Genomic DNA, 13,949 nt, shown 5'->3' on the forward strand with positions numbered 1-13,949 from the left:
GTTCAGGTGTCCGGACCCGAGGGCCGGGCCGTCAGGTGAGCGGGGACGGCGACTCGGCGCCGGGGATCACCAGCGTCGGCGTGCCGGACCCGTCCGCCGGAACGCTCCAGACGTCGGGCTGGCCGTCGTCCCGGCGCAGCGTGTAGGCCAGCTTTCCGTCGTTCAGCCACGCGGCCTGGTCATCGACGCTGCGGGTCTCGGCGGTCGCGCTGACCCGCATGCTCGACAGGTCCAGAACCGACAGCCGCCAGCCCTTCGCCGGGTCGGCGTCGACCGCCTCCTTGAACGCGAGTCGGGCGCCGTCCGGTGACAGCGACGGGCACTCGACGTTCTCCTTCAGCGTCTCGACCGTACGGGCGGCGAGGTCGCCCCGGACGAGGTACCTCTTCGCCCCGGTCGACATGGTCGCGTAGAAGCGGTTGTCGTCGGCGGTGAAGGTGACGCCCCAGTAGTTGACGTCCGGGTTGCGGTAACCCCGGCCGTCCCGGGTGATCGCGAACCCTTCGAGCGAGGCCACCGTGGCGCCGGTGCGCGTGTCGAGGATCCCGGTGCGGGTGGAGAAGCCACCGGAGGTGTACGAGTCACCACCGACGAACGTGGTCCAGGAGACCATCCGGCCGGAGGCCGAGACCCGGGCCCGGTTCGGCAGACCCGGCACACTGACCGCCCGGGTCTCGCGCAGCGTCGCGTCGAGCACGACAACCTGGTACGACCACGCGGACTCCGGCTTCAGGCAGACCCCGGTGCCGGCCGCGGCGTACACCCGAAGGCATTCCAGGCCGGCGACGGTACGCGGCCCGGCGGGGTCGGTCGCCGCGACGGTGGAGACGTGCCGGTCGGTGATCGCCAGCAGGCGCGGCCCGGGGGCCAGGGTGACCGCCTGCTCGCCGCCGGCCGGCGGCGGCGTCCGGGGAGCCTCCGCGGCCGTGGCGGTGTAGCCGGCCGCCACGGCGCCCAACAGCACGGCCGAGGCGACCACCACGGCGAGCTTCGCTCGGGTCGACATCGCGGTCATCGGGGCACCTTCCGGGTGGTGAGTCGGGACGGGGAGGCCAGCAGGAGCAGCGTGCCGACCAGGACACCGGCGACGGTCAGGGCCGCCGCGCGGATCGCGTTCTCCGGCCCCCACGCCTGCCAGGCCAGACCGAACAGCACGGAGGAGACGAGGTACGCCAGGGCCTGCCCGGTCTGCACCAGCGCGATTCCGGTGGTCCGCAGGCGCGCCGGCAGCACCGGGCCGGCGAGCGCGATGAGCACACCGTCGGTGGCCGCGTAGAAGGCCCCGTACAGCGTCAGCGTCAGGGCGATCAGCGGCCAACCGTCGACCGGGCCGGCCAGCAGCAGGTACGTCGCACCGAGGGCGGTGTAGCCGCCGATCACCACGGGCAGGCGACCGATCCGGTCGGCGAGTACGCCGAGCGGGGCGGCGAGCACCAGGTAGGCCAGGCTGGTCCCCACCGCGAGTAGCGGGAACCAGCGCAGACCGAGGTCCAGCCGGCGTTGCAGCAGCAGGTAGACGAAGCCGTCGCCGATGGTGGCCAGCCCGAGCATCGTGGCGGCCAGCACCAGCCGCCGGGCCGGCCCACCGCGCAGCAGACCGAACGCCTCGCGGACGGAGACTTTCGGGTCGTTCGACCCGTCCGCCGCCTCGCCGGCTGGTTGCTCCCGGACGAAGAGCACGAGCACCACGACGGCCAGGGCCGCGACGCAGAAGCTGGTGACGAAGACCGCGTCGTACGACTGCCCGACGACCAGCAGGACCGCGAACGCGGCGAGTGGCCCGAGGAACGCGCCGACGCTGTCCATCGCCCGGTGTACCCCGAACGCCCGACCCAGCGCCTCGGGCGGCGTGGAGAGCGTGATCAGCGCGTCTCGCGGGGCGCTTCGCACCCCCTTGCCGAGCCGGTCGACGGCGATGACGGCGCCGATCGCCGGTATCGACCGGCCGGCGAGCAGCAGGCCGAGTTTCGCGACCGCCGAGAGCGCGTACCCGACGCCGGCGATCAGTTTGCGCCGCCGGAACCGGTCGGCGGCGAAACCACCGACGACCCGCAGCAGCGCGGTGGCGCCGGTGTGGACGCCGTCCAGCACGCCGAAGGCCACCGGGCTGAGGTGCAGGCCCAGCACCAGGTAGAGCGGCAGGACCGCGGCCACCATCTCGGCCGACACGTCGGTGATCAGACTGACCGTGCCGAGCGCGACGACGTTTCCGCTGACCATCGCGAACCGGCGACGTCGGGGCCCCGGCCCGGGTTCATCGGCGACCGGTCGGGAGACGGTCGACAGGTACACGAGCATCTCCTCTGGTCGACGGCTGCCGGGCAGCCATCGTCCGTACTCAGTGGAGGCCGCACAACGGACCGGGCGTGGCATCCGGGCGAGGGAGGGATGAACGGGTCCCCAACACCGAGGTGTTCGCCTGTCGGGACGCACTGTTCATCCGCCCGTCGCCCGTCGGCTCATCGACCTTCCTACATTCCTTGCGCTCTACCCACGAGGTAAGGAGTCCTGGATGGACATTCGATTCCCCCGTCCGTCGGTGACGCTGGGGGTGGTCACGGTGGTCGTCGCCGCGACCGCCGCAGTCGTCGTGACCGGCGCTGGCGCGGCGTCGGCGGCGAGCGTGACCTTCACGCCGGTCGCCGACACCTACGTCCAGAGCGACACGGCCGCCACCAACTACGGCACGTCCACGCAGGTAGTGGTCGACAACTCGCCAGTTCGGCGCTCGTTCCTGCGCTTCACAGTGAGCGGCGTCAGCGGCACGGTGACCGCCGCCAAGCTGCGGCTGCGCACGATCAGCGGCAACAGCGGCAGCGACGCCGGTGGCACGTTCCGCCGGATGTCCAACACGACCTGGTCGGAGACCGGCACCACCTGGAACAACCAGCCGGCCATCGACGGGGCCACGCTCGGCACGATCGGCGCGGTCAGCGGCAACACCTGGTACGAGGTCGACGTCACGGCCGCGGTCACCGGCAACGGCACGTACAGCTTCGGTGCCACCTCGACCAGCGGTGACGGCGCCTACTACGACACCCGCGAGAGCGGCGCGGACGCTCCGCAGCTGGTGGTCACCACCGGGACCACCACGCCACCGACGTCGGGCGACCCGGTGTTCGTCGGCGCCGGCGACATCGCCGACTCGGGCTCCGGCGACAGCGCCACCGCGACGCTGCTCGACAACACCCCGGGAACGGTCTTCACCACCGGCGACAACGTCTACGACAGTGGGACGGCGTCGCAGTTCAACAGCTACTACGAGCCCACCTGGGGCCGGCACAAGTCCCGTACCCGCCCGTCGCCGGGCAACCACGACTACAACACGTCGGGCGCGACCGGCTACTACAACTACTTCGGTACGTCCGCCGGCCCGAGCGGTCGCGGCTACTACTCGTTCGACCTCGGCAACTGGCACATCGTGTCGCTGAACTCGAACATCAGCATGTCGGCCGGCTCGACGCAGGAGCAGTGGCTGCGCGCGGACCTGGCCGCCAGCAGCAGGCCGTGCACGCTCGCGTACTGGCACCACCCGTTGTTCACGTCCAGCTCCAACCACGCGCCGTCGACGTCGACGCGTCCGCTGTACCAGGCCCTCTACGACTACAACGCCGACGTCGTGGTGTGGGGGCACAACCACGTGTACGAGCGGTTCGCGCCGATGAACCCGGCCGGTGGCGCCGACTCCAGCCGGGGCATGCGCAGCTTCGTCGCCGGAATGGGAGGCGCGGGGCACTACGGCTTCGGCACCATCCAGCCCAACAGCGAGGCGCGCAACAGCTCGGCGTGGGGCCTGCTGAAGTTCACCCTGCACTCCAACAGCTACGACTGGCAGTTCCTGCCGGTGGCCGGCCAGACCTACACCGACACCGGCACCGCCACCTGCCACTGACAGACGCGTGCCCCCTGCCCGATTCCCGGGCAGGGGGCACGTTCGTACCGTCGGAGCGTCAGCGGGCGGTGCCGGCGCGACGCTTGTTGTAGACGTCGAAGGCGACCGCGACGAGCAGGACGAGACCCTTCACCACCGACTGGGTCGACTGGTCGATGCCCATCAGCTGCATGCCGTTGCTCATCACCGCCATGATCAGACCACCGACCATCGCGCCCACCACGGTGCCCACGCCGCCGGTGACGGCCGCGCCGCCGATGAAGGCCGCGGCGATCGCGTCCAGCTCGAACATGTTGCCGGCGGCCGGCTGAGCGCCGTTGGACCGCGACGAGTAGATGACGCCGGCCACCGCCGCCAGGAAGCCCATGTTGACGAACATCCAGAAGTTGACGGTGCGGACCTTCACCCCGGACAGCGCCGCCGCCGACAGGTTGCCACCGATCGCGTAGACCTGGCGACCGAAGACGGTACGCCGGGTGAGCAGGCCGTAGACCAGCACCAGGAACGCCAGGATGATCAGCACGATCGGCAGCCCTCGGGCGTGCGCCAGCTGCCAGGCGAAGTACATGAGGACCGCGCCGACCAGCACGACCCGGGCGACGAACAGCGGGAACGACTCGACGGGCTGCTGGTAGCGGATACGCGCCACGCGGGTGCGGAAGCCGCTGACCGCGTAGCCGGCCACGGCGATGGCGCCGATCAGCAGCGTGAAGGCGTCGAAGCCGTCACCACCGAGCAGGCCGTTGAGGAAGCCCGCCGCGACCTGCTGGTACTCGGACGGGAACGGCGACAGCGAGATGTTGTCGAGCACCCGCAGGGTGAGACCCCGGAACAGGAGCATGCCGGCCAGGGTCACGATGAAGGCCGGAATGCCGGCGTACGCCACCCAGAACCCGTGCCAGGCGCCGACCGCGAGGCCGACGGCCAGCGCGGCCACGACGCCGATCCACCAGGGATGGCCCTGCTGGATCACCAGGACGGCGGAGACCGCCCCGGTGAGCGCGACGATCGATCCGACCGACAGGTCGATGTGCCCGCCGATGATCAGGATGACCATGCCGATCGCGAGGACCAGGATGTACGAGTACTGGAGGACGATGTTGGTGATGTTGCCGGGGCTCAGCAACACCCCGTCGGTCAGGACCGCGAAGAGCGCGACGATGACGACCAGGGCGACGTAGATCCCGCTCTGCCGCAGGTTGTTCAACACCAGCGCCCGCAGGTCGCTCGTCCCGCTGTGCAGGGCGGCGGTGGGCGTGCTGTCCGGCGGCGTGGGGCGCTCCGTCGAAGGGGTCTTGATGCTTGTCATCCGACGAGCTCCTTGTCCTTGGTCATCAGCTCCATGAGGCTCTCCTGAGTCGCCTCGGCCACCGGCATCTCGCCGGTGATCCGGCCGGCGGCGAGGGTGTAGATGCGGTCGCACATTCCGAGCAGCTCCGGCAGCTCGGAGGAGATGACGATCACCGCCTTACCGGCGGCCACCAGCCGGTTGATGATCGTGTAAATCTCGTACTTGGCGCCGACGTCGATCCCGCGGGTGGGTTCGTCGAGGATCAGCACGTCCGGGTCGGTGAACAGCCACTTCGACAGCACGACCTTCTGCTGGTTGCCGCCGGAGAGCTTGCCGACCACCGCCATGACGCTCGGCGTCCGGATGTTCATCTCCTTGCGGCTCGTCTCGGCAACCTTGATCTCCTCGTTGCCGTTCACCCAGCCCATGCGGGACAGCCGGCCCAGCGCGGCGGCGGACACGTTGCGCCGCACGTCGTCGATGAGGTTGAGGCCGTAGCGCTTGCGGTCCTCGGTGACGTAGGCGATGCCATTGTCGATCGCCTCGGCGACGGTACGGGCCTGCACCTCCCGCCCGTGGACGAAGAGTCGGCCCCGGATGTCGCGCCCGTAGGACCGACCGAACACGCTCATGGCCAGCTCGGTCCGCCCGGCCCCCATGAGGCCCGCGATGCCGACGACCTCACCGGCGCGTACGGACAGGGCGACGCCCTCGACGACCATCCGGTCCTGGACCGGGTGCCGCACCGTCCAGTCCTCGATGCGGAGGACCTCGTCACCGGGGGACGACTCGCGGTCGGGGTAGAAGCTGTCCAGGTCGCGCCCGACCATGCCCCGGATGATCCGCTGCTGGTTGACGTCGTCGGACTTCATGTCGAGGGTTTCCACCGCGCGCCCGTCACGGATGACAGTGGTCGAGTCGGCGATGGCGGTGATCTCGTTGAGCTTGTGCGAGATCATGATGCAGGTGATGCCCTGCTCCTTGAGGGCCCGCAACAGGTCGAGCAGGTGTGCCGAGTCGATGTCGTTGAGCGCGGCGGTCGGCTCGTCCAGGATCAGCAGGCGCACCTTCTTCGACAGCGCCTTGGCGATCTCCACCAGCTGCTGCTTGCCGACGCCGAGCTGGATGACCGGGGTGACCGGGTTCTCGTGCAGCCCGACGGACGCCAGCAGCTTCGCCGCTTCGGCGTTGGCGAAGTTCCAGTCGATGAGCCCGCTGCGGCCACGCCGCTCGTTGCCGAGGAAGATGTTCTCCGCGATCGACAGGTACGGCACCAGGGCGAGCTCCTGGTGGATGATGACGATGCCGTTGGCCTCGCTGTCGCGGATGCCACGGAACTGCATCGGCTTGCCGTCGAAGAGGATCTCACCGTCGTACGAGCCGGACGGGTGGACGCCGGACAGCACCTTCATCAGGGTGGACTTGCCGGCGCCGTTCTCACCGCAGATGGCGTGGATCTCCCCGCGCCGGACTGCGAGGGTGACGTCCTCCAGCGCGGTCACGCCGGGGAAGGTCTTGGTGATGCGACGCATCTCGAGGATGGTGTCGTCCATGGTCACTGTCCTCCGTCAGGTCTGGACGCGGTACACGCCCAGGCGTCGGGCCCGGCGGGTGACCGCCGGGCCCGACGAGTGGCTTACTTCTTGGCCTGACCGGCGGCGACCTCTTCCGCCGTCCAGTAGCCGGAGTCGATCAGCGTCGCCTTGATGTCGTCCTTGTAGACGGTCGCGATCGGCAGCAGGTACGCCGGGACGACCTTGACACCGTTGTTGTAGGTCTCGGTGTCGTTGGCCTGCGGCTGCTTCTTCTGCAGGAACGCCTCGGCGGCGTTCACGGCCTGCTCGGCGAGCAGGCGGGTGTCCTTGAAGACCGTGGAGCTCTGCACGCCGTCGTTGATCAGCTTGATCGAGGCGATCTCCGCGTCCTGGCCGGAAACGACCGGGAGCTTCTTCGCGCCCTTGCCGTAGCCGGCGTTCTGCAGGGCGGTGATGATGCCGCGGGAGATGCCGTCGTACGGCGAGAGCACGCCGTCGACCTTCGAGCCGTCGTTGTAGGCCGAGGTCAGCAGGTTCTCCATCCGCTTCTGCGCGGTCTCCTGCTGCCACCGCAGGATGGCGACCTGCTCGGGGGTGGTCTGCTTGGACTTGACGATCAACGTGCCGTTCTCGATGAACGGCTTCAGGGTGTCCATCGCCCCGCTGAAGAAGTACTGGGTGTTGTTGTCATCCAGTGACCCGGCGAAGAGCTCGACGTTCAGCGGCCCCTTGGCGGTGCCCTTCGAGCCGTCCTTGTTCAGCAGGCCGAGTCCGACGAGCAGCGCGGTGCCCTGGGCGACGCCAACCTTGTAGTTGTCGAAGCTGACGTAGAAGTCGACGTCCTTGCTGCCGCGGATCAGCCGGTCATAGGAGATGACCGGGATCTTCGCGGCTGCGGCGGCCTGCAGCTGGCTGTTCAGCGCGGTGCCGTCGATCGCCGCCACAATCAGGACATCCGCACCCTGAGTGATCATCTGGTCGACCTGCTGCGACTGCGTGGGGATGTCGTCGCCGGCGTACTGGAGGTCGACCTTGTAGCCCTTGGCCTCAAGCTTCGACTTCACCGCGTTGCCGTCGGCGATCCACCGCTCCGAGGTCTGGGTCGGCATCGACACGCCGATGGTCAGCTCACTGGGCTTCTCGTCGCCGGTCTTGTCACCGCTGCCCGCACCCCCGCCGCTGCACGCCGCCATACTCAGCGCGAGTGCCGCGCCGCCGAGAGCAACCAGGAATTTCCTGCCCACGGGCTTCTCCTCTCTGGACTCCCCCGCCGACTGCCGGGGCCAACTGTCATCTTTCGGGTAGTGTTAGCGCTCACATAGATTGCGTCAACACCTGATCCGAAATACCGGTGTCACGGTCTCGTAACGGAGCATCCAGGCGAGCGTAGCCATCTGGCCGATCCGCCGGAAGGGCAGGACGCGGCAACTCAGCGTGGTCACCCGCAGCACCCTACAGACCGATGCCCGCGGACGACGTCTGTCGTCCGCGGGCATCGGCACTACCGCCGAATCAGGTGGGTCGCCGCGACCTCGGGGGCCGGCGGACCCGATCGGCTACCGCTGCGACCACCGCTGGTTCGCCGCCGCGGTGCAGGTCCAGAGGATCACCGTGGTGCCGTTGGCGGTGGCGTTGCCGTTCACGTCCAGGCAGAGCCCCGACTGCGTGTTGCTGATCGTGCCGTTGGCGTTGACCGCCCATTGCTGGTTGGTCCCGCCGTTGCAGTCCCAGATCTGCACCTTGGCGCCGGCCGCGGCGTTCGACGGTGCGTCCAGGCACTTGCCGAGGGCCTGCAGGGTCTGGCCGCTCCTGGTCCAGCGCTGGTTGGCGGCGCCGTTGCAGTCCCAGATGACCGGCTGCGTGCCGTTCGTCGTGTTGCTGTTCGGGACGTCCAGGCAGCGGCCGGAGGCGGCGCTGGCGTACGCGCTCGACGTGGTCGGCGGCGGCGTCGTCGGAGGAACCGTGCTGCCTCCGCTGACCCGGTACACCACAGTGCCGTGCGCGGGAACGCTGGCGCTGATGGTCCCGCTGCTGGAGCTGGTGCCACCGGTCCACGCGTCCACCAGCGTGAACGAGGAGCCGGACTTGCCGATGGCGGCGGCCGTCGTCGAGATCGTCGTCGTCGAACCGCTCTGGTTGAACAGGGCGACGGCGACGTCACCGTTGGCGAGGGGCTTGGCCAGCACCCGACGGGTGCCGTCGAAGGACACCTGCACCCCCTGCAACCCGAGCGAGTCCTGGTTGATCGCGATCAGGTTGGCGTTCTTGAGGATGGTCTGCGTCGCGGAGTTCATGTTCCGTACGTCGTTGCCGGCGATCAGCGGAGACGCCATGATCGCCCACATCGCGAAGTGGCTGCGCATCTCCGTGTCGTTCATGCCGCCGCGACCGACCTCCATCATGTCCGGGTCGTTGAAGCCTCCTGGCCTCGCGTAGGACGCCAGCGGAACTGTCACGTTGATGATGTTCTGGATGCCCATCGGGTAGCCGTTGCTCTGCCCGGTGTCCCACGCGTTGGTGATGTCCTCGGTGGTTCGCCACATGTTCGCCACGTCGCCCCAGTTGCGCTGCGGGCCGGTCTTGGAGTGGATGCTGTTGGAGTTGATGCTGTACACGATCGGTCGGCCGGTGGCGGCCAGCGCGTCACGCATCTTGGCGAAGGTGGTCACCTGGTCGTTGATGCTGCCCTCCGGCGAGCACCAGTCGTACTTGAGGAAGTCGACACCCCAGGCGGCGAACTGGCGCGCGTCCTGCACCTCGTGGCCACGGCTGCCGGTCGCGCCGGGGTAGGCGCCGAAGTACTGCGCGCAGGTCTTGTCGACAGGCACCTGGTAGATGCCGAACTTCAGGTTCCGGGCGTGCAGGTAGTCGCCGAGCGCCTTCATTCCGCTGGGGAACCGGCTGGGGTCGCCCTGGATGTTGCCGGAGCTGTCCCGGTTCGGGTTGAACCAGCAGTCGTCGACCACGACGTAGTTGTAGCCCAGGTCCCGCATGCCGCTGCTGACGATCGCATCGGCCGTCTGCCGGATCAGCCCCTCGTTGATGTTGCAGCCGAACGAGTTCCACGAATTCCAACCCATGGGGGGAGTGCGCGCCACGCCGTTGTCCAGCGCCTGCGCCGTCGGGGCGCGAAAGCCGACCAGGGCGCCGGCGAGCAGTATTCCGGCCGCCAGCACGCTCCCCCAGCGCCGACCTCGGGTAATGCGGTTCATCGAGCCTCCTTGTTGGTGGCGCCCGCCGGTGACTACGATCCCTGGTCGGTGCGCCGATAGTTGGACGCCAATTTTTGTTAGCGTTAACAGAGACGCACATCATGTTACGGCGACATTTCACGAGGTTCAATACCTTGCCGCAGCCGTATCGTTTGACATCGATTGGCTACAGTGCGCAACCCATCGAGCCACGTCTTATCGATGCGGAAGCCGAAAATTGGCGCAGGCTGGCGCGGACCCGCACGCGCGTTGCCACCGGGGCGGGGAGCGGCGGGGGCGAACTCCAGTTGGCCCCGGCCGTCAGCGACGAGGTGGGGCGACGCTCTCGCGGGCGACCAGAGTCGGGGCGATGGTCTGCCGCAGCGCCCCAGCGGTGCCCGACTCGATCTGGGACAGCAGCATCTGCAGGCTCGCCCTCGCCACCGCGTCGAAGTCCGGTCGGACGGTGGTCAGCGGCGGAATGAAGTACGCCGCCTCCGGCACGTCGTCGAAGCCGACCACGCTGATCTCGTCCGGCACCCGTCGGCCGAACTCGTGCAGCGCCCGCAACACACCCAGCGCCAGATGGTCGTTGGCGGTGAAGACGGCGGTGACCTCCGGCATCCGCGCCAACATCTGCCCGCACCGGTAACCCGACGCCGCGGACCAGTCCCCCGGCATCGGCGGCGGCGGATCCAGCCCGGCGGCCAGCAGCGCCTGCCGCCAGCCGTCGATCCGGCCGACGCTGTCGAACCAGTCGGTCGGCCCCGACACGTGCCAGACGGTGCGGTGCCCGGCGTCGAGCAGATGTTGCGTCGCCGCCCGGGCGCCCGCAACCTGGTCGACAGTCACCAGCGGCACCGGCCGGCTCGGGTCGCCGTCGACCGTGACCAGTGGGACGTCCTTGGGCAGGTGCTCCAGCGCCTCACCGGCCGACTCGACCGGGGCGATGACCACGATGCCCGCGACCCGGTGCGACAGGTGCCGCTCGACGGCCGCCGAGATGGAGCGGTGGTCGAGGTTTCGCACGCTGCCGACACTGACCGCGAAACCCTCTTCGGCGGCGGTCTGCTCCAACGCGGCCAGCAGCGACGCCGGACCGTAGAGCGTCGTGTTCTGCGCGACCACACCGATGACCTGTGATCGACCGGTCACCAGGGCGCGTGCCGCGCCGTTGGGGCGGTAGCCGAGTTCGGCGATCGCCGCGCGTACCCGAAGCCGGGTCTGCTCACGGACGTTGGGGTGCCCGTTGAGCACCCGTGACACCGTCTGATGGGAGACACCGGCGAGACGAGCAACGTCCGTCATCGCGGGACCGTGGACGGCCATTTCGCTCCCCCCGCTACATCTCCGGCCCGCGGCCCGTCGACGTCGACTGGAGCGGCCCGGCCCGATCCCCCTCGCTCAGTCACCACGCCGGTGCTGAATCCCAGGTGACCAGCGCTGGATCGCCGACAGTCTACGCCAGCGACGGTGCTGAACACGGTACGGCTGCGCGTGGACTGTATGAGGCGCCGAAGCCGTTCAACGTCGCGCCCCACCCGGAGTACGCAGCCAACCGGTGCGGGTAGGGCCGCGACGTGGCACGCCGGCCTGCCCTCGCTCGTGGACAGAGCGTGGAGCAGGCCGGCGAGGACCTGACGCGGTGGCGCGGACTCGACATGCCGTCAGGCACGCGTTGCCAGCGCCACCGGTCAGACCGGTCGTCGTGTGACAGGTGTCACGGGGTCGTGAGGTCGAACCGCCGCACGGTGACCGCGCCACCGAGCGACTGCGTCGCGTGATTGAAGATGGCGAATCGGTAGCCCATGAAGAACTGCCAGTTGTTCGCCAACGTCAGGGCGTTGCCGAACGAGGTGAAGTTGACCCCGTCGGTGCTGTACGAGAAACGGGCCTGCCGGCCGGAGCCGGGTCTGATGTCGGCGTTGGCGCGCAACCAGATCCGGCCACCGGAGACGGCGGTGCTCGCCACCTCGCTGCCGGTGCTGGTGGTGTTCCAGCTGCCGTCCATCGTCAGGCCGTTCTGCATGACCAGACGTGTGGACCCGTTGTCCCGTCGGACTCCGATCCAGGCCGACGAGTTGCGCAGCACCGCCAGGCCGGTGCGATCACCGTCGCGCATCGTGGAGTAGTCCAGCTCGATGGTCGCGGTCGAGGTGGGGCCCTGGATCCGGTGGGTCAGCGTGTTGCGTGCCTTGTACAGGTCGCCGGTGACGGTGGCGGTCTGCAGGTTCAGGCCGTTGTTGACCGACCACTTGCTGTTGTCGGGGTTGTGGTTCCACTCCCACTGCGGGCCGAGTGTGGTGCCGGCGAACGTGTCGCTGCCGGTGAGCGGCTTGACCGCCCGGGGCGGCGCGGGCAGGTTCGGCTTCGGGTAGGAACTGCCCCACGCGCCGTTGACCGTCTGCAGCACAGGCCAGCCGTCGCCGGTCCAGGTGATCGGGGCCAGGGCCGGCATCCGACCACCGGGGTACGCGTCGACGAAGGACATGTAGTACCAGTCGCCGTTCTGGGTCTGCACCAGCCCACCCTGGTGCGGCACGCCGCCGCCAGAGATCGGACCGGGCAGGTTGAGCAGCACCTGACGCTGCTCGTACGGGCCGAACGGGCCGTTCGTCGACTTCAGCACGTACTGGCCGTTGGCCGGGCGGGTGAGCCAGATGTAGTAGGCGCCGTTGCGCTTGTAGAAGCGGGCGCCCTCAAGCGTCCCGATGCTCGACGGCGTCTGGTACACCTGCTGGGCCCGGACCTGGGACTTCCCGTCCGCGGACAGCTGCGCCACGCTGATCGTGCCGTTGCCGTACGCGACGTACGGGGTGTCGTTGTCGTCGAACAGCAGGCCGGCGTCGTAGTAGCAGTTGGGGATGGTGGTGTGCTTGCTCCAGGTGCTGTCGACGGCCGACGCGGTGTAGATGTGGGTCTGCGCGAAGTCGATGCAGCCGGCCCAGTAGTACGTCTTGTTGCTCGGCCGATAGTTCAACGTCGACGCCCAGATCCCGTCGACGTACGCGTTACCGCCGCTCATGTCGTACTTCGACCCGAAATCGAGCTTGGGCACCGAGTGGCCGGCGAACTCCCAGTTGACCAGGTCGTACGAGCGCAGGACCGGCGCGCCCGGCGAGTAGTGCATGGTGGACGCGGACATGTAGTAGGCGTTGTCCACGCGGATGATGTCGACGTCGGCGAAGTCCTGCCAGATCGCCGGGTTCGAGTACGTGCCGTTCGAGGGCGGTGGCGTCGTGGGGTCGGTCCCGCCCACCTGGACGAGCTGCCACTGCTGGTTGGTGCCACCCCAGTCGGCGTACTGCACGACGTTCCCACCATCCGCGGTGGACGCACCCTGCACCTCGACGGCCTTGCTGCTGTTGCGGTTGATCAACCGCACATAACCACCATCGGAGTCAGCCAACCGGAACTGCTGGTTCGTCCCGTTAAGATCGGCCCACTGCACGATCGCCCCACCATCAGCGGTCGAGAAACCACTGACATCCAGCACCTTGCCCGAGTGCCGCGACTTGACCCGGTAATAGCCACCACCGGAGTCCACGAACTGCCACTGCTGGTTCACCCCGTTGTTACGCGTCCACTGACTGATCCGCGCCCCATCGTTGGTAGCCGACGCGTACAGATCCAACGCCTTACCACTGTTCCGGTTCACCAACACGTAGGAGGCGTTGGTGTCCACCGTCGCCGCTGACGCGGCGGTCGGCGCGACAGCCGCCAGGGCGCCGCCGATCACCACCGCGACCGCGGCGGCGACGAGCCGCGACAGCCGACCACGCCCCCGCGCTGGTGTTGTCCAGGGAACCCGACCGATGGCAACCATGATCCTCCTTATGCGTTCCGAACGGCCCGGGTCGTCATCCGCGGCACTGGGCGGTGTGCCGAGCTGGCCTGATCGCAGAATGTGATCGTTAACATCACTCATCGTGATTCACGCCGATGAATCGTCGTGCACGGGGAGGAGAAATGATCGCGAGCCGGGCCAGGCGCAGACATCGACCGTCTTGGTTATAGACTGTGAGCGATAACACGGCCTT

9 protein-coding genes are annotated in these 13,949 nt (G+C 68.5%); 1 reads left to right on the forward strand and 8 read right to left on the reverse strand.

What is annotated here, in order from left to right; genetic code table 11:
* Window positions 1-31: 31 nt before the first annotated feature.
* Window positions 32-1,015 (reverse strand): TolB family protein, encoded by a 984-nt coding sequence (locus tag IW248_RS15530; RefSeq protein ID WP_196927581.1) that lies wholly within the window; start codon window positions 1,013-1,015, stop codon window positions 32-34.
* Entirely contained in the window at window positions 1,012-2,298 is a 1,287-nt protein-coding gene (locus IW248_RS15535; protein WP_196927582.1) for an MFS transporter, read from the reverse strand. Before IW248_RS15535 ends, IW248_RS15530 begins: the two co-directional genes overlap by 4 nt.
* A 214-nt stretch (window positions 2,299-2,512) precedes the next feature.
* On the opposite strand from IW248_RS15535, the gene IW248_RS15540 reads away from it, so the two are divergent.
* Window positions 2,513-3,892: a CBM96 family carbohydrate-binding protein gene (locus IW248_RS15540; protein ID WP_196927583.1), complete on the forward strand. Its 1,380-nt coding sequence runs from the start codon at window positions 2,513-2,515 to the stop codon at window positions 3,890-3,892.
* Window positions 3,893-3,950: 58 nt separating this feature from the next.
* Here the strand turns inward: IW248_RS15540 and mmsB are convergent, their stop codons facing one another.
* The 6 genes from mmsB to IW248_RS15570 all read right to left on the reverse strand — a co-directional run bounded on the left by mmsB (window position 3,951) and on the right by IW248_RS15570 (window position 13,735).
* On the reverse strand, window positions 3,951-5,201 hold the full coding sequence (gene mmsB, locus IW248_RS15545; protein ID WP_124820280.1) for a multiple monosaccharide ABC transporter permease: 1,251 nt from the start codon (window positions 5,199-5,201) through the stop codon (window positions 3,951-3,953).
* Window positions 5,198-6,736, reverse strand: a complete 1,539-nt coding sequence (gene mmsA / locus IW248_RS15550; protein WP_196927584.1) for a multiple monosaccharide ABC transporter ATP-binding protein — start codon at window positions 6,734-6,736, stop codon at window positions 5,198-5,200. Before mmsA ends, mmsB begins: the two co-directional genes overlap by 4 nt.
* An 83-nt stretch (window positions 6,737-6,819) precedes the next feature.
* Window positions 6,820-7,962 (reverse strand): multiple monosaccharide ABC transporter substrate-binding protein, encoded by a 1,143-nt coding sequence (gene chvE / locus IW248_RS15555; protein WP_307787982.1) that lies wholly within the window; start codon window positions 7,960-7,962, stop codon window positions 6,820-6,822.
* Window positions 7,963-8,274: 312 nt separating this feature from the next.
* Window positions 8,275-9,930 carry a glycoside hydrolase family 27 protein gene (locus IW248_RS15560; RefSeq protein WP_196927585.1) on the reverse strand — a complete coding sequence of 552 codons (1,656 nt, stop codon included), beginning with the start codon at window positions 9,928-9,930 and terminating at the stop codon, window positions 8,275-8,277.
* A 300-nt stretch (window positions 9,931-10,230) separates the two neighbouring features.
* Window positions 10,231-11,217, reverse strand: a complete 987-nt coding sequence (locus IW248_RS15565) for a LacI family DNA-binding transcriptional regulator (protein ID WP_196927586.1) — start codon at window positions 11,215-11,217, stop codon at window positions 10,231-10,233.
* Between the two features lie 412 nt (window positions 11,218-11,629).
* Window positions 11,630-13,735 (reverse strand): RICIN domain-containing protein, encoded by a 2,106-nt coding sequence (locus IW248_RS15570; protein ID WP_196927587.1) that lies wholly within the window; start codon window positions 13,733-13,735, stop codon window positions 11,630-11,632.
* Window positions 13,736-13,949 lie beyond the last annotated feature (214 nt).

It is taken from the genome of Micromonospora ureilytica, from assembly GCF_015751765.1.
In the GTDB taxonomy this organism is placed as follows: Bacteria; Actinomycetota; Actinomycetes; order Mycobacteriales; family Micromonosporaceae; genus Micromonospora; species Micromonospora ureilytica.